The organism is Parabacteroides sp. ASF519 (assembly GCF_000364265.2).
In the GTDB taxonomy this organism is placed as follows: Bacteria; Bacteroidota; Bacteroidia; order Bacteroidales; family Tannerellaceae; genus Parabacteroides; species Parabacteroides goldsteinii.
The window spans coordinates 2,623,834-2,640,805 of record NZ_AQFV02000006.1 but is presented as its reverse complement, the minus strand read 5'-3'; the positions used below and the strand labels follow the sequence as shown (position 1 = coordinate 2,640,805).

Sequence of the window (16,972 nt, the reverse complement as noted above, 5' to 3'; positions counted from 1 at the left end):
TTCCTTTCCTTTTTAAAAAAGGGGGAACAACATAGCAAAGTTTGTTATACATTTGTATGCTGAATAAACTTCTGATATCCTACAGTTATGATAAAGATATTTCCAACAGACAAAGTAAAAGAACTCGATCAATACACAATCCAGAACGAACCGATCAGTTCTATCGACTTAGTAGAACGCGCCTCAACGGTCTTCGTGCACGAATTTTGCCGCCGTTACTCCAAGCAAACCCGTATCATCGTATTTGCCGGACAGGGAAACAATGGTGCCGACGCACTCGCTATCGCACGGCTATTGAAGGACGAATGTTACAGGGTTGAAACTTATCTGTTCAACCCGACCGAGCATCTTTCTTTTGATTGTGAGATGAACAAGCAACGGATACTCGGATTGGAGAAGGTTGAATTTACCGAAGTGGTAGCCGACTTCGTTCCTCCGGTACTGACCGACCGCGATGTCGTGATCGACGGTTTGTTCGGTTCCGGCCTGAACCGTCCGTTGACCGGCGGTTTTGCTGCAATGGTAAAATATATCAACCAGTCGGATGCTACGATCGTATCTATCGATATTCCCTCCGGATTGTTCGGGGAGAATAACCAGACGAATGATCCGGATTCTATCGTAAGGGCAAGCCTGACGCTGACATTCGGATTCCCGAAACTGGCTTTCTTCTTCCCCGAAAATGCTCAGTATGTCGGTGAGTGGAAAGTGTTGGACATCGGTATTCACCCGGATATCGTCGATAATACGTCTACTCCCTATATGATGGTGACGGAAGACGATATCTCCGAAGTATTCCAGCCCCGCGATAAATTCTCCCATAAAGGGACTTTCGGTCACGCATTGCTCATTGCCGGAAGCAAGGGAAAGATGGGAGCCGCCCTGCTTGCCGCCCGTTCATGCCTGAGAAGCGGCACGGGATTACTGACCGTGCATATCCCGCAACGTGGCGAAGTCATTATGCAGGCAGCTTTTCCGGAAGCCATGATCAGCTTCGATCCGCATGCCGACTATTTCACGACCGTGCCCGAAATATCCATCTATTCCGCTATCGGTGTAGGACCTGGATTAGGACAACATCTCGAATCGGCCGCCGCCCTGGAACGTCTGTTGCAGACAACCGACAAGCCGGTCGTGCTGGATGCCGATGCATTAAACCTGATCGCTTCCAATAAAGATTTATTGAACCGCATTCCTCCGCGCAGCATCCTCACACCGCATCCGAAGGAGTTCGACCGTATCGCCGGAGAAAGCAACAGCATGTTCGAGCGCCTGAAGAAAGCACAGTCTTTTGCTATCGAACATAAACTGTGTGTAGTACTTAAAGGCACTTATACAGCAACCTGCACGGCAAGCGGCAACGTATATTTCAACAGCTGTGGCAATCCGGGCATGGCGACAGCCGGCAGCGGCGATGTCCTGACCGGCATTATTCTAGGACTGCTGGCTCAAGGGGCAGAACCCGAAACGGCTGCTGTTTCAGGAGTTTTCCTTCATGGCACGGCTGGCGACCTGGCAGCTGTTTACCGTTCGGAAGAAAGTATGATTGCCGGAGACATCACCGATATGCTCGGAAAAGCATTCAAGCAAATCAAATAAACAGATAAAGTTATTTCCCATTTATACCGGTAGCCGGCCCCTATTCAGGTCCGGCTACTTTTTTATACAGCCAGACTCTGCTTAATATTCAATACGCTTATCCTCCTTCCCGAATAACTTCCAAAATATAACATTCATTATCAACTTCTGTTTCAAAAAAAAGCGATATATTCGGCCACCAAATATACGCAAATGACAAGTAAACCCCGAAATATTATTTTATACTTTCTGCTAATCTGTATCCTGTGCTTTTCTTCCTGTTCCAAGAGGAGTTCTGCCTCATCAGAACTATTGCAGGCAGAAAAATTAATGGAAACACTTCCTGACAGTGCGCTGGCCATTCTCAACAAGATACCATCACCCGAAACATTATCAAACAGGGAATATGCCTCTTATTGCCTGCTGTTTACGCAGGCTTTGGATAAAAACTATATTACAATTACTTCCGACTCATTGATAAAAAAGGCCGTCACTTATTATGAAAACCATAATGATATTGCCTCACTGGCGTTATCATATTATTATATGGGAAGAACCTATTTCGATATGCAGGATGCCTTACAAGCACAACAAGCCTATTTGAAAGCATTGGAATTAGGTGAAAGCCTGAACTCCACAGACCTGCTTATAAAAATAAACAATAGCCTCGGAACGCTTTATTCTTATCAGGATATTTACGAAACAGCGTTACCACTTTACAAAAAGACATTATCTCTTTTAGAAGGGAGTAACGACTCAACCAGAATATCTCTCGCTCTGCGCAATACTGCCCGTGTCTTTACAGAAACACAACAATTGGATAGTGCTATATATTATTATCAGCAAGCGATAAAAACAGCCACCCCTGAAAGTTCATCTTCTTTATACAATGATTTAGGTAATTTATACATGAAAATCGGTCAATATGAAGAAGCGGGCGATTGCATACAAAAATCAATACAAACTTGCTTTACTCCCAGTCTGGAATACCATTTATTTCTAACATACGGAGAATATTTATTAAAAACAGCACAATACGATTCTGCCCAATACTATTTGAGCCAAAGTTTACAGAGTCCCAATATCTATACCCAGGCAGGCAGTTTATACTTTTTAGCCCAGATAAAAAGAAAGAAATCCGACTTTACAGACTATTTCAAGTATTGGGACCATTATGAACAACTGAGGGATTCAATCAGGGTCAACTCTCATTATGAAAATATACGCATGACACAGAGCATGTTCAACTACCAACACATAGCAGATGAGAAACTAAAGTATGAACAAGAGGCAGCCAGACAAATGATCATAATATATCAAATACTGATCATCACGGTCTTTCTGTTTCTCACCGGCTTTTTCTTTTTCAAAAAAGAACAGAAGAAAAAGAAAAAGCTACTTGACCTGAAAGAGCAACAATACAAACAAAGCCAACAACATATAGAAGATAATAAACAACAGATCAAATATCTGGAAAACGCACTCTCCAACGGACAGGAAACGCTGAGTGACGTAAAAAAACAACTGTTCGAAACCCAAAAGCTAATGCTGGAAATGGAGAACAGACAAATCTCTTTAAAACAAAATACATTAGAGATATTAGAACATGATCTCAAAAAGTCTGCTTTATATATCAAAATACATAAGACCGAAACCGGACTTACGGAAAGCGAATGGTCAGAACTGGGTTTACTGATCGATGCGACTTATTCCGATTTCTCAAAACGTATTTTTGACTTATCTCCATATGTCTCTACTGAAGAATTACGAGTCTGTTACCTGGTCAAAATTGGCATTCCTGTTAAAAAGATTGCATCATTGATGAGATTAACAAGCTCCGGAGTCACACAATGCCGGAAAAGACTGTATAAAAAATTGACACATGAGCCTGAAAACACCGAAAAATTCGACCAGTTTATAGCTGATTTATAACAGCTTATCAATTGTCAACATTTTGTCAACAAAAATATAATCTATATTCCAATATGGGTTATACATTTGTAAGGCATTTTCAATTTTATCAACCGACAATTAAATTAATTAAGATTATGAGACAGTTCATCACAGCTTTATTTTTAGTAATATGTGGAGCATTCTGTGCTCAAAACATGTATGCAGATAATATCCCGACTAAAGGTAAATGGGGTCCTCAGGATATTAAATCTATCTTTCCGGCACCTCCTACAGCTTCAATAGAAGGACAAGATCTGACAATCGAATTTACCAGTCCGCTTAGCAACCTGACTATTCAGGTAAAAGATAATACAGGTATGGTAGTCTATGAAGAATGCGTATCAGCCTCTGGTCCACAAGTATATACTATTCCATTAAATCTTGAGAATGGTGAATATACATTGGAATTAGTGCATAGATACGGATATCTTACCGGCTCTTTCATTATAGAAATAGAATAAGCATTAAACGCGCTAAATTTATGTTTATATACAACTCATGAGGGCGATTTAACCGACCCCTCTATATCTCGATCTCCTTTTCCACTCATGAGTTGTTCTCCCTTAACCAAAACATTAACTATGATTTTTTTATCCCTCCCCAACTAAAGTGCCATAATCATACTGCTCATCTGCATTACAAAAGTCTAAAAGAAGGTTCTAAGGTTGGTTTCTAACAAAATATTTCATAGTTTTGTACAATCATAATTGAGATAAATAATTTGTTTAGATATGAAAAATCTGATCACAATAGCATGTCTTTTGTTTAGCATACCGCTCATGGCACAAACCAAAGTGGTAAAGAAAAACGCTGTTAAAGCTAATAATTTCGGTATTACCTACTCATTGCCAAAAACACAACTGATCGTTGATGCAGAAGTTACAAAGGTTACCTGCAAAGCCGGTCCTTACTACAAGTATGCAGAAAAATACTTAGGAGTGAAAGATGCGATAACGGAAGATAAGGTATACTATGAGTTAGGAAAACTATCGTTGGTAAACAAAGGAATACCCGACCCGGACAACACTTATATCGTTGAATTTAAAAGTGGTACAGTTGCCCCTTACGCTTATCTGACGGAAGATGGCCTCCTGTGTTCCATCAATGCAGAATATACACCGGAAGAATCAGAACTTGAGACAATAAAGAAAAATGGCCAGGGACCGGCTAAAGTGACGGATGCCTCCGTCTTTTCGGAAGAGTTGCTGATGGCAGGCTCTACAGCCAGGCAGGCAGAAGTTGCCGCCAAACAAATCTACCGTATCCGTGAAAGCCGTCTGAATATCCTGACCGGAGATGCAGATAATCTTCCACCCGACGGTGAAGCGATGAAGCTGGTTATCCAACAGTTAGAAGAACAGGAAAAGGCGCTGACCAACCTGTTTACCGGTATCCTTACCAAAGAAACTTCTCATTACGAAGTGAGCATTACCCCTTACGATAATCTGGAAAAAGAAGTCTTATTCCGCTTCTCCAATCTGATGGGTATCGTCGATGCAGACGACCTCGGAGGTGTCCCGGTCTATATGAATTTAAAAGCGACCGAACGTGCTCCGGTACTCGACCCAAAAGAAGCCGAAAAGAAGGAAAAATCATTGAAAGGCATTGTTTATAATGTACCCGGCAAAGCTAGTATTGAAATCAGCATGAACAAGAAAACACTATATAAAGGAGATGCACAAATTACGCAATTCGGTTCACGCGAAGGGCTTGCTCCTGTTATGTTCGAAGATAAAAAAGCTCCGGTGAAAGTCTATTTCTATCCGGAGACCGGCGCCATAAAACAAATAATTCAATAATAATCTAATTTAAATTTCTATGTTTGAAGGACAACCTAAAGGTTTATACGCGTTAGCCTTAGCGAATACCGGCGAGCGTTTCGGGTATTATACGATGCTCGCAATTTTTACTTTATTCTTACAAGCTAAGTTCGGCTTCACAGCCGCCGAGACATCGACCATCTTCGGTTCTTTCTTAGCTGCAGTGTATTTTATGCCACTCATCGGAGGTATTCTTGCCGATAAATTCGGTTACGGTAAAATGGTAACAACAGGTATTGTCGTCATGTTTATCGGATATGTACTGTTATCTATTCCCACCCCTTCCTCTACCGGAAAAATATTGATGTTCGGTGCTTTAGCCCTGATCGCCTGTGGTACGGGTTTGTTCAAGGGGAATTTGCAGGTAATGGTAGGGAATCTGTATGATGCTCCTGAGTATAAAGCTAAACGTGATACTGCTTTCAGTATCTTCTATATGGCTATCAACATCGGTGCCATGTATGCTCCGACTGCGGCTACCATGATCACTAACAAGATGTTGGGAAAAGCCGGATTCACTTATGTTCCGCAACTTCCTTCACTAGCCCATCAATTCCTGAACGGAACGATTACTGAAGAAGGAGCAACAACCCTGAGCGGCTTACAGGCTGCCCAGAACTTCGTTGGTGATACAGCGACATTCTGTACTACTTATATTGACAAATTATCAGAGGCTTACAACTATGGTTTTGCTATTGCCTGTATCTCTCTGATCGTATCCATGTTGATCTATGTAGTGTTTCGTCCGACATTCAAGCATGCCGATTACAACTCTAAACAAGCTAAACCGGCTAATGTACAGGAAGAAGAACTGACACCGGAACAGACAAAAGCACGTATCCAGGCATTATTGCTGGTATTTGCCGTAGTTATTTTCTTCTGGATGGCCTTCCACCAGAATGGTTTGACACTGACATTCTTTGCACGCGACTATACCGCACAGGCCGTGACGGGATTGGATCGTTTAGGATTCAATATCGTAAACCTTACTTTCCTGCTGGTTATTGTTTATGCAGGATTCTCTTTGTTCCAGTCAAAAACAGGCAAAGCAAAAGGAATCTCAGGGCTTGTCCTTGTCATCATGCTTGGCTTACTGGGATGGAGTTACAGTTCTATGGATTCAACGGTCAGTATCCTGCCGCAGATCTTCCAGCAGTTCAACCCGTTCTTTGTAATCGTGCTGACTCCGGTATCGCTGGCCGTATTCGGATATCTGGCAAAGAAAAAGAAAGAGCCGTCTGCACCGCGTAAGATCGGTATCGGTATGGTGATTGCAGCCTGCGGTTTCCTTATCATGGCGTTGGGTTCTTTAGGATTGCCTACTCCGGCAGCTGTTGAAGCAAACGGTATCTCTGCCGATGTTCTGGTTTCGCCGAACTGGCTGATATCGACTTATCTGGTATTGACTTTCGCTGAGTTATTGCTTTCACCAATGGGTATCTCCTTCGTATCGAAAGTAGCACCTCCTAAATATAAAGGTATGATGATGGGAGGATGGTTCGTAGCTACGGCTATCGGTAACTATCTGGTGGCCATCATCGGTTATCTGTGGGGCGGAATGCAGTTGTGGATGGTATGGAGCGTATTGATCGTATGCTGTCTGCTGTCGGCACTGTTCATCTTCTCTATCATGAAACGTCTGGAAAAAGTAGCTAAATAATAAAAGCTAACAGATGAAGTTGCAGCAGACATATCTCAAACAAAAGACTTTCCGATTCAAAAGATGGAGCCGGAAGGGGTATGCTGCATTCTTCAGTCTGGGCAGAGCCGTTACGATCGGGCAACTTTCTTCTAATGTGGCAGAAAGATTCCAGATTAAAAACGGTTCCAACCATTCGTCTGTATTATTGACCGGACAAATCGGTCCGGAAGAAGCAAAGAAAGAGACTGAACTTTTGCAGGAACAATCGTGTGCAGAAGCTATATCGTGGCTTTCACAAATGTTGCCTCTTCTATTCTCTTTACAGACGGTAAAACAGACATCGGCAGCGGGTTCGTTTGCCTACATTATTATATGTATATATCCTAAAGCGGGAAGTTTCAGTTATGCTGAGACTTCCCGCTTTTCTATTTCATAAAAGACAACCAATATGATTGAAACACTTAAACAGATTGTTATTGAAGGGGGAACCATCAATGAGGAACAGGCCGTCGCCTTATCCCAATCTCCCGATAAAGAGGCTTTATATAAGGCCGCCCATCAAATCACGCGTCACTTCATGGGAAATAAATTCGATACCTGCTCCATCATCAATGCCAAAAGCGGGAATTGCAGCGAGAACTGTAAATGGTGTGCGCAGTCCGGACATTATAACACAGTTGTCGCCCTGTATCCCTTACTACCGGCCGAAGAATGTGTTCATCAGGCACTACACAATCGCCAACAGGGAATCGAACGCTTCGGATTGGTTACCAGCGGCAAACGTCTATCGGACGGAGAAATCAGGAAATTAACAGAAACCGTCCGCTATATCAAACAGGCGAGCGACATCAAATGCTGTGCTTCCCTTGGTCTTTTGAACAAAGAACAGTTAAAAGAACTGCATGAAAGCGGTGTCGAAAACTATCATTGCAATATCGAAACCGCTCCCTCCCACTTCCGTACCCTATGTACCACTCATACAATCGAGCAGAAACTCGAAACAATTCATATGGCACGCGAAGAAGGTTTCCGCATCTGTTCCGGCGGTATCATCGGCATGGGGGAAACCATGGAACAACGGATAGAGATGGCCCTGTTACTCCAAAAAGAACAAGTACATTCCATCCCCTTAAACCTGCTACAACCGATACCGGGAACTCCGCTTGCCGGCACTCCCCAATTATCGGAAGAAGAGTTTCTCACGACTATTGCTCTATTCCGTTTTATCAACCCGGACGCTTACCTCCGTTTCTCGGGAGGACGTTCACTGTTGAGTAAGGAGACACAACGGAAAGCCTTATATATAGGTATAAACGCAGCAATCATCGGCGACTTGCTGACAACCATCGGCAGCCAGGTAGAGGAAGACAAAATACTCTTTACCGAAGCCGGCTATTCATTAACAGAAGAAACCGACTGGGTCGGATAACACATACAAATTTATGACAACAGAAGAATTATTGCAATTCGACAGGGAGCATGTATGGCATCCCTATACCTCGACAATCGACCCGCTTCCCGTCTATCCGGTTGCCGGTGCAGAAGGTGTGAATATCATTCTGGCAGACGGCAGACGCCTCATAGACGGAATGTCATCCTGGTGGGCGGCCGTTCACGGATACAATCATCCGGTCCTGAACGCTGCCGCTAAAAAGCAAATGGATAAGATGAGTCATATCATGTTCGGCGGCATTACGCATGAACCGGCCGTCGAACTGGCCCAAAAACTACTGGCAATCCTTCCTCAGGAGATGGAAAAGATATTCTTTGCCGACAGTGGTTCGGTAGCCGTCGAGGTAGCGATGAAGATGGCTATCCAATACTGGCAATCCGAAGGGAAAACCGGGAAGCACGCATTTGCCACAATCCGCAGCGGATACCATGGAGACACCTGGCATGCAATGTCTGTCTGCGACCCCGTCACAGGCATGCACGGGATATTTGCCGGAAGCCTTCCCGTTCAATACTTTATTCCTCAACCTTCCGTAAAGTTCAATGAAGAATGGAACGAAGATGCCATGACTCCATTAAAAGATTTGCTGAAACAACATGCCGATGATATCGCCGCCCTGATACTGGAACCTATCGTACAGGGAGCCGGAGGAATGTATTTCTACTCACCGACTTTTCTGGTCCGTGCCAAAGAGTTATGCGAACAATACAATGTATTGCTGATCTTTGATGAAATAGCGACCGGATTCGGCCGTACCGGAAAACTCTTTGCCTGGGAACATGCAGGCGTCGTTCCGGATATCATGTGTATCGGCAAAGCCCTGACCGGAGGATATCTGACACTCTCGGCCACGCTGACCACGACACGGGTGGCTACCACTATTTGTTCCGGTGAGGCCGGTTGCTTTATGCATGGCCCGACCTTTATGGGAAACCCACTGGCCTGTGCTATTGCCTCTGCTTCTGTCTCCCTGCTTCTGGAAAGCGGATGGAAAGAGAAGGTCAGCGCCATCGAAGCACAACTTCGTAAAGAACTGGCTCCGGCGCAATCATTTGAGAATGTAAAGGAAGTACGGGTACTCGGAGCCATCGGGGTGATTGAAATGAAAGAACCGGTCAATATGGCAATCCTTCAACGTCGTTTTGTGGAGACAGGCATTTGGGTCCGCCCATTCGGCAGGTTAGTTTATTTAATGCCGCCGTTTATCATCCGACCGGAAGAGCTGACGATTCTGACTTCGGGGGTATTGAGGTGCATAAAGAAATAAACAATGAAAGATTATACTCTGATATTAAAACAATTAAATGAAGCGGGGAACCTACGCAGCTTGCCGGATATCGTTCATACTGGCAACCGGATAGAAAGAGACGAGCAGGTTATGCTTAACCTCTCTTCTAACGATTACCTGGGATTGGCGTCCCGCTCTGATCTGAGGGAAGCTTTCTTTGAAGAATGGAAGGAAAAAGGTTATCCTCTCTCCTCTTCTTCTTCCCGCCTGCTGACCGGGAATTTTACGGTATATACGGAACTAGAACAGTTGATGGCCGAATGCTTCAACCGGGAAGCCGCCTTGCTTTTCAACAGCGGTTATCATGCCAATACCGGAATACTGCCGGCTTTGGCCGATAAGCAAACCCTCATCCTTGCCGACAAACTGGTACATGCCAGCATCATCGACGGGATACTGCTCAGCGGCGCCCCTTTCCAACGATACCGCCATAATGATTACAATCAGTTGGAAACATTATTAAAGAAGAATGCCGGTCAATACGAACAGTTATTTATCGTAACAGAAAGTATCTTTAGCATGGATGGCGACGTTGCGGACCTCCGTCGCTTGGTGGAATTGAAGAAAAGCTATCCGAACGTTTGCCTCTATGTCGACGAAGCCCATGCAATCGGTGTACGCGGTAAAAATGGTCTTGGAATAGCCGAAGAACAGGATTGTATCCGCGAGATAGACCTGCTGGTCGGCACTTTCGGTAAAGCGCTCGCCTCTATGGGTGCCTATGTGGTCTGTAGCCGGACCATCCGGGAATATCTGGTCAACTGCATGCGTCCGCTGATATTCAGCACTGCCCTGCCTCCAGCACAGATAGCCTGGACACGTTTCATCTTCGAACGGCTTCCGGAATTTTCCTCCCTGCGTGAAGAACTCACCCTGACAAGCCATCTGCTTTCCGATGCCCTCGAAGGCAAAGGAGGAGAAATCAGCGAAAGCCATATCATCCCTTATATAATCGGAGAAAATAACGATTGTATAAGCAAAGCCGAAGAGTTACAACGCAAAGGTTTCTATTGTCTCCCTGTCCGTCCGCCCACGGTTCCGAAAGGAACGGCACGGATACGCTTCTCATTGACAGCGGATATAACCACTGCGCAACTCACCCAACTGATAAAAGAAATATGAAAATAGAAAAACAACTCAATAGCTCCCATCCCCGTCTGCTCCTCTTCTTTGCAGGCTGGTCTGCCTCGCCCGAATCATTCACCGGACTGAAAGCAGAGAACGGAACGGATATCATGCTCTGTTATGATTACAGGGACATGACATTCCATGAAGACCTAAGCAGCTATAAGGAAATCCATCTGATTGCCTGGTCCATGGGAGTGCGTATGGCAGAACTGGCTTTAGCCGGGAAATACGCACTAACCACAGCTACCGCCATCAACGGCACGCCCCGGCCGATAGACGACAACTTCGGTATCCCGGAAAACATCTTCCGGGGAACACTCGACAACCTGACAGCCGAAGGTATGAAACGTTTCAACCGACGGATGTGCGGCAGCCGGGATATACTCGCACAACACGAGAAATTTCCTGCCCGCCCGCTGGAAGAGGTTAAAGACGAGCTACAACATATTTACAATCTTTGTAACGGCCAATCAATGACAAATGCAGACGACACGACATCCATACAATGGACACGTGCCATTATAAGCTCGGACGATCATATCTTTCCGGCTGCCAATCAACGCAACTACTGGAACGGACGTTGCCCGGTAACAGAAATCACAGCACCTCATTATCCTTTTTATTTATGGAAACAGTGGAACGAATTATAACCCGCTTCAGCCGCGCGCTGGATAGTTACGACCTGCATGCCGATGCACAGCAACAAATCTGCCGGAAACTCACCGGTATATTATCGCGTTACACCGACATCCATTTCCAGCGTGCCCTTGAAATCGGTTGCGGAACGGGCGGTTTCACCCGTCTTTTGAAAGAAAGCTGCGTAATCGACGAATGGTATCTGAACGATATCTGTGACGGTTGCCGGGAGAAAGTAGCCTCCCTGTTCCCCGGACAGTCACCACTCTTTATCGCCGGAAATGCGGAAGAGATCGACTTTCCCGGTCGCTTCGACCTGATCGCATCTGCTTCCGCATTTCAATGGATGAAGGAGCCTGTACAATTCCTTCATAAACTGGCCGGAATGCTTTCGCCCAACGGGACTTTACTGTTCAACTCCTTTGCACCCGGCAATTTAACAGAGATCAGGCAATTGACCGGCAAAGGCTTAACATATCCTTCTGGCGAACTGCTGACGGAATGGCTGGAGGAAGATTTTCATCTGATTCACCTGAGAGAAGAAGAAATAATCCTCACTTTCGACACACCGCTCGATGTACTCCGCCATTTAAAGCATACAGGGGTAACCGCTACCGGCGACGGCACCTGGACACGCGGCAAACAAACAGATTTCTGCCGGGATTATCAGGAACTGTTCCATACAAATAATAATCAGGTAACACTCACTTACCGCCCGCTCTATGTGCTGGCAGTAAAAAAACAAGCATAAAAAATGAAAGGAAAAGTCTTATTTATTTCAGGCATCGACACCAATATCGGCAAGACCTATGCTACTGGTATCCTCGCCCGTGCCCTGGCCGAAAAGGGCAAAACGGTCATCACCCAGAAGATGATACAAACAGGTTGTACGGAAATATCGGAAGATATTGAAATGCACCGACAATTACAGGATATCCCCTTTACCGAAGAGGATAAGGCCGGCCTCACCTGTCCTTACATCTTCACGTATCCCAGTTCGCCGCACATGGCTGCCGAACGCGACGGACGCACCATCAACCTGTCGACCATCACCGAAGCGACACGCAAGTTACAGGAGAAATATGAATATGTCCTTCTCGAAGGTGCCGGCGGACTGATGGTTCCGAATGATTTCAACTCGCTCACCATCGATTACGTAAAGGAACAAAATTATCCGGTCCTGCTCGTCACCTCCGGAAAACTGGGAAGTATCAACCATACCCTGCTCAGCCTTTTTGCCTGTAAACAATATGGAGTAGAAGTAAAAGCACTGGTCTACAATCTCTATCCGGAAACGGACAAATTAATTGCCGATAATACGATGGAGTATCTCACCCAGTATCTTGAAAAGGAGTTTCCGGGAACAGCATTTATCTGTTTGCCGGAATATAAAGAAGAAATGAATATAAATGATATTTCGATAACCGAGCTACTTTGACGACAGTCGTCAACGAGAAGTGACGTAAGTCGTCAACCACCATTGACGGAGATCGTCACCTCTCGTTGACGGTCACCGTCAAAACAAACCAATCAACTAGTAATCGCTAAAAAGTATCCCGTTACAAATTATCCGTCCCAATAATCTCCGATACCCGGGCATTGGCACGAGCCTTGATTTCAGGAGTGATACTATCTTTTACCAACTTCAGGACCAACGTCATTACGGCAATATCATCCGTAAAACCGATAACAGGCAGGATGCCGTCCGGTATCAAATCAATCGGCAGGATAAAATAACCGAGGGCACCGACAATATAGGCTTTATGCTGGAGAGAAACTTTATCGTCCTGCAACATATAATAAAGTGTAAATACCGGTAACAACACGGTGGCTCCCACCTTTTTGGCTACCCGTTCAACCTTTTTCCAAAAACGGTTATCCGAATAATAGGTTCCGTATTTCTGCACTTCGTGTACCTCTTCAAAAGGAACATCTTCAATTCTATTTGTACTCATACTCGTTGTTTTTACCAATCAGAGCAGTTCACAGACTGCCCCTTCCTACGGGCAAAGATACTAATTTTATCCAGCCATGCAAATCCTTATCTTCCGCTGTTCATACTTCCGACTAAACCTGCTAAACAACAGGAAACCGGCAAAAGCCGAAGCGATACCGACTGTTGAATGAGAAAGGATCTGTTATATTTATATAGGTGTCGGTATCGCCCATCCAAAGAGGAAGCTGTGTTTCCTGGGAAAGACCTGAGCGGGTGAACGTCCGTGAAGGGGGAAAACGAAGCGTCCGGAGCAAGGGTCAATTATTTCTACAAATGCAATTGCAACCCGAAAGAAACCGGATGAAGAGCCGGTCCTTTTTTACTCTCAAACATTTCAATAGGCGAATACTTGAAGTAAGCCCCTATGCAGCCGACACCCGCTTGAAAAAGAAGGTCCATCGTAACAGGACGAAGGTTCATGCCACCATCCATTTTCTGCTTCCGGGTCTTTCCACGTTCGTCATCATAAACAACTTTGGAAGAAGAGGTTGTCTTGATCACTCCAACGACACCACCGGAAACGAAGAAACGGGGTTTATGTCTTTTCTTCGGTGTCTGCCATTCGAGCAATACAGGAATGGTAAGGCTGGTCATATTCAGTTTACTCTTTTTATAAACAACACCTTCGGGAGCAGGAACCAGCTGGGTAACACCGTCTACCTCCTGGAAATGAGCGTTTTCATCTATACGGTAACGATTCCAGCGCAGACCGGCACCGGTCACCAGCGCCCAGTTATATCGGGAGAACGGAAAGCTGAACTCCATAAAATTCAGATTATATTCCAGCGATTTCCCTTTGCGCAGCGAAACATCGTCTCCATCGAAACTATTGAAGCCCATACCGAAGCCGGCCCAGTGGGCAGAAAAGTCCCTGTCCCAGGTGGGAACAGGTATATTCAACGTCTTGATATGTTTGCGGCGTTCATAACTTTGCCCGTCACGGTAGTGCCCTTCAAAAACCATTTCATCATCAACCGCTTCACCATTTTCATCCAGCTCATATACCCGCACCTTCATCCGGTCGCCGTTATCTTTGACTTCTATACGTTTCTTTTCCAATGTGATAATCGTATCGGCCGATATCGGTTCTACCTCTGCTGCCAACAAACCCATCACGGGGAGACAGGCTGCCATAATCAGTATTAATCTTTTCATCTTCATATAGTTTTATTCGTTTATAAATCTTTTTTAGTGAACAAGATAGTAATCAGGTCATCACTATCCAAATCTCCTTCGATATAGACCAGGGTTATCACGCCTTTTGCATTGACTTTGAAAAGGACAAAACGGTTTATATCGGCCTCCTTACCCGGTAACTGGTAATAAGCGGAAATCACACCGCCATCGTCGGTCACTTCCTTAATCTTACGGGCGCCTTTCTGGTCTGCCTCCAAACACTGACGGGTGAAACGCAAGGCATCCGGATCATTCTTGATCGTAATGCTCTTATAGCGGGTCATACCGTACGTCTCGAGCATTTCGTTGGAAAGTTCCACCATCGTTACATTCTTTTTACGACCGTAACGCTGGAAAACATCCTGTATCTTCAGGTCCTTCTGCAAGACCTCAGCATCTGTTGCCCCTACTCCGGCAGGAAACAGCATAAGGGCCGCCAACCATACTAATAATGTGTATTTAATCTGTTTCATCGCAACATGTTTTTTATTCGTCATCACTGAATATGGAACCGAGTTCCTTTAATTGGTTATCTATGATCCGGCGATCTGCTTCATCCTTATCTTCTTCGGGAAAATATTCGTCTGCAGGAGTGGCCACCTCATGCAACGCTTCAAAAGCCGAAGAGCGAACCTTATGGATATCGGTATAGCACCGACCGTTTATCACTACATAATTATCTGAACAGAAACAGGGATCGGCCGGATAGAGCAACTGACTGATTCCCAAGAACACCAGCACACAAGCAGCAACTGCCGACAGGACATAAACCACCGACTTGCGATTCAACCGGAAACGCTTTTCCGGAAGTGCTTCGGGAGCGATCTCCGACCATATCTCTTCTGCCATATCCCTTTCAGCCGCAATCTCCTCATCGAAATAAGCAAACAAAGGTTTGTAGGCAGACAGGTTTTCCGGAACATTGTCTGAAGCGAAGAAACGACGGAGCTTCTGCTCTTCTTCCGCCGAAGTCTCTCCTTCAAAATACCGATTCAATAATTCATCTATATTCATAATTGCTCCTGTTTATTTAATAATAAAAACTGTTCCCGTATCTTCTTCCTGGCTCTCGAGAGGTTGGAACGGATAGCTTCGACCTGAGAGCCGGTTATCTCCGCTATCTCCGCAATCTCATAGCCTTCCACATCTTTCATCCGAATGATGGTTTGCTGAACAGCAGGCAGTTGGCTGATCAGTTGCCGGATACGGGCGGCGGCATCCTGTTGTTCCAACTGTTCAGCCGGTGAACGGTATCCCGAATCCAGCGATAGCGTCTCTATATCAGGACCTTCCGGCCGGCGGGCTCGCAGTTTATCCAGAGCCAGATTCTTGGTAACCTGCATCGCCAGTGCTTCCACGCTATTGTAGCCGTCCAGCTTCTCACGGATATACCACAGCTTCAAAAAAGCCTCCTGTACGATATCCTCGGCATCGGCCTTTTCCTGCATCAGTCTCAGAGAAAAGTTGATCAGCTTATCCCGGAGTGGTAAGACGGTTATTTTAAACGTTTCAAGTTCCATTCTGTTATTATGACGACAAAGGAAGGAAAACATAACACGAAAATTCCAGTTTTTTGCCAGAATTATTGCATAACTTTGTAAATAAATAAGATAGCCCATGAAAATTCTGATTGTAGAAGATGAAGATTCTTTGCGTGAAGTAATGATCCGTTCGTTGGAAAAGGAGCGCTATGTCGTGGAAAGTACAGCCAACTATCAGGATGCTTTGCTGAAGATCAACGATTATGATTACGATTGTATCGTGCTGGATATCATGTTGCCGGGCGGTAGCGGCCTCAGTTTACTGGAAGAATTGAAGAAGATGCGGAAGAAAGACAGTGTTATCATCGTCTCCGCCAAAGACTCGATCGAAGATAAAGTGACCGGTCTCGACCTCGGTGCCGACGACTATCTGACCAAGCCTTTCCACCTGGCCGAGCTGAATGCCCGGATCAAATGCATCATCCGCCGGAAACAACAGGATGGCGAAATGCATATCAACCTAGCAAACATTATTGTCTACCCGGACCGCCATGCCGTATATATTAATGAAGAAGAACTGGTGTTGAACCGCAAAGAGTTCGACCTGCTTTACTATTTTGTCACCAACCCCGACCGCCTGATCAGCAAAGGGGCACTGGCCGAATCTATCTGGGGAGATTATATCGACCAGGCAGACAGCTTCGACTTTATTTACAGCCAGGTAAAAAACCTGCGCAAGAAACTAAAGTCTGCCGGAGCGACAGCCGAAATCAAAGCAGTCTACGGTTTTGGCTATAAAATGGTAAACGAAGAATAACACG

At 45.1% G+C, this 16,972-nt stretch carries 18 protein-coding genes; 13 read left to right on the top strand and 5 right to left on the bottom strand.

All coding sequences use genetic code 11. From position 1 onward, the window contains the following. Positions 1-87 precede the first annotated feature (87 nt). From C825_RS10235 to bioD, 12 genes are all read left to right on the top strand, one after another. The gene (locus C825_RS10235; protein ID WP_007659048.1) at positions 88-1,599 is read left to right on the top strand and encodes a bifunctional ADP-dependent NAD(P)H-hydrate dehydratase/NAD(P)H-hydrate epimerase; all 1,512 of its coding nucleotides are present in this window, start codon (positions 88-90) and stop codon (positions 1,597-1,599) included. A gap of 309 nt (positions 1,600-1,908) precedes the next feature. Beyond that, positions 1,909-3,510 (top strand): tetratricopeptide repeat protein, encoded by a 1,602-nt coding sequence (locus C825_RS10230; RefSeq protein ID WP_007659049.1) that lies wholly within the window; start codon positions 1,909-1,911, stop codon positions 3,508-3,510. Positions 3,511-3,626: 116 nt separating this feature from the next. After that, on the top strand, positions 3,627-3,992 hold the full coding sequence (locus C825_RS10225; protein ID WP_007659050.1) for a DUF3244 domain-containing protein: 366 nt from the start codon (positions 3,627-3,629) through the stop codon (positions 3,990-3,992). Between the two features lie 270 nt (positions 3,993-4,262). After that, a complete protein-coding gene (locus C825_RS10220; RefSeq protein WP_007659053.1) occupies positions 4,263-5,330 on the top strand; it encodes a DUF4831 family protein in 1,068 nt (355 codons plus the stop codon). A 19-nt stretch (positions 5,331-5,349) separates the two neighbouring features. After that, positions 5,350-7,011 (top strand): peptide MFS transporter, encoded by a 1,662-nt coding sequence (locus C825_RS10215; RefSeq protein ID WP_010802405.1) that lies wholly within the window; start codon positions 5,350-5,352, stop codon positions 7,009-7,011. Positions 7,012-7,024: 13 nt separating this feature from the next. After that, on the top strand, positions 7,025-7,429 hold the full coding sequence (locus tag C825_RS10210; protein ID WP_010802404.1) for a hypothetical protein: 405 nt from the start codon (positions 7,025-7,027) through the stop codon (positions 7,427-7,429). Between the two features lie 12 nt (positions 7,430-7,441). Beyond that, positions 7,442-8,422, top strand: a complete 981-nt coding sequence (gene bioB / locus C825_RS10205) for a biotin synthase BioB (RefSeq protein ID WP_010802403.1) — start codon at positions 7,442-7,444, stop codon at positions 8,420-8,422. Positions 8,423-8,435: 13 nt separating this feature from the next. Further along, on the top strand, positions 8,436-9,713 hold the full coding sequence (gene bioA, locus C825_RS10200; RefSeq protein WP_007659058.1) for an adenosylmethionine--8-amino-7-oxononanoate transaminase: 1,278 nt from the start codon (positions 8,436-8,438) through the stop codon (positions 9,711-9,713). 3 nt (positions 9,714-9,716) lie between these two features. Further along, a complete protein-coding gene (locus tag C825_RS10195) occupies positions 9,717-10,856 on the top strand; it encodes an 8-amino-7-oxononanoate synthase (protein ID WP_010802402.1) in 1,140 nt (379 codons plus the stop codon). Continuing rightward, positions 10,853-11,512, top strand: coding sequence for a DUF452 family protein (locus C825_RS10190; protein WP_007659060.1), 660 nt, complete (start codon positions 10,853-10,855; stop codon positions 11,510-11,512). The genes C825_RS10195 and C825_RS10190 overlap by 4 nt, the downstream gene beginning before the upstream one ends. Beyond that, positions 11,488-12,249: a malonyl-ACP O-methyltransferase BioC gene (bioC, locus tag C825_RS10185; protein WP_007659061.1), complete on the top strand. Its 762-nt coding sequence runs from the start codon at positions 11,488-11,490 to the stop codon at positions 12,247-12,249. The genes C825_RS10190 and bioC overlap by 25 nt, the downstream gene beginning before the upstream one ends. A 3-nt stretch (positions 12,250-12,252) precedes the next feature. Continuing rightward, a complete protein-coding gene (bioD, locus tag C825_RS10180; protein WP_007659062.1) occupies positions 12,253-12,936 on the top strand; it encodes a dethiobiotin synthase in 684 nt (227 codons plus the stop codon). A 121-nt stretch (positions 12,937-13,057) separates the two neighbouring features. On the opposite strand, the gene C825_RS10175 is transcribed toward bioD, so the two are convergent. The 5 genes from C825_RS10175 to C825_RS10155 all read right to left on the bottom strand — a co-directional run bounded on the left by C825_RS10175 (position 13,058) and on the right by C825_RS10155 (position 16,190). Beyond that, complete coding sequence (locus tag C825_RS10175) at positions 13,058-13,453, bottom strand: YkvA family protein (protein WP_007659063.1); 396 nt, start codon at positions 13,451-13,453, stop codon at positions 13,058-13,060. A gap of 308 nt (positions 13,454-13,761) precedes the next feature. Then, positions 13,762-14,649 carry an outer membrane beta-barrel protein gene (locus tag C825_RS10170; RefSeq protein WP_007659064.1) on the bottom strand — a complete coding sequence of 296 codons (888 nt, stop codon included), beginning with the start codon at positions 14,647-14,649 and terminating at the stop codon, positions 13,762-13,764. Positions 14,650-14,669: 20 nt separating this feature from the next. After that, complete coding sequence (locus C825_RS10165) at positions 14,670-15,143, bottom strand: DUF6108 family protein (RefSeq protein WP_010802401.1); 474 nt, start codon at positions 15,141-15,143, stop codon at positions 14,670-14,672. A 13-nt stretch (positions 15,144-15,156) separates the two neighbouring features. Next, entirely contained in the window at positions 15,157-15,684 is a 528-nt protein-coding gene (locus C825_RS10160) for a PG0215 family putative anti-sigma factor (RefSeq protein ID WP_010802400.1), read from the bottom strand. Then, positions 15,681-16,190, bottom strand: a complete 510-nt coding sequence (locus C825_RS10155) for a GFO_1088 family ECF-type sigma factor (protein ID WP_007659067.1) — start codon at positions 16,188-16,190, stop codon at positions 15,681-15,683. The genes C825_RS10160 and C825_RS10155 overlap by 4 nt, the downstream gene beginning before the upstream one ends. A 97-nt stretch (positions 16,191-16,287) precedes the next feature. Between C825_RS10155 and C825_RS10150 the strand changes: the two genes are divergently transcribed. Beyond that, positions 16,288-16,968 carry a response regulator transcription factor gene (locus C825_RS10150; protein ID WP_010802399.1) on the top strand — a complete coding sequence of 227 codons (681 nt, stop codon included), beginning with the start codon at positions 16,288-16,290 and terminating at the stop codon, positions 16,966-16,968. Positions 16,969-16,972: the final 4 nt, after the last annotated feature.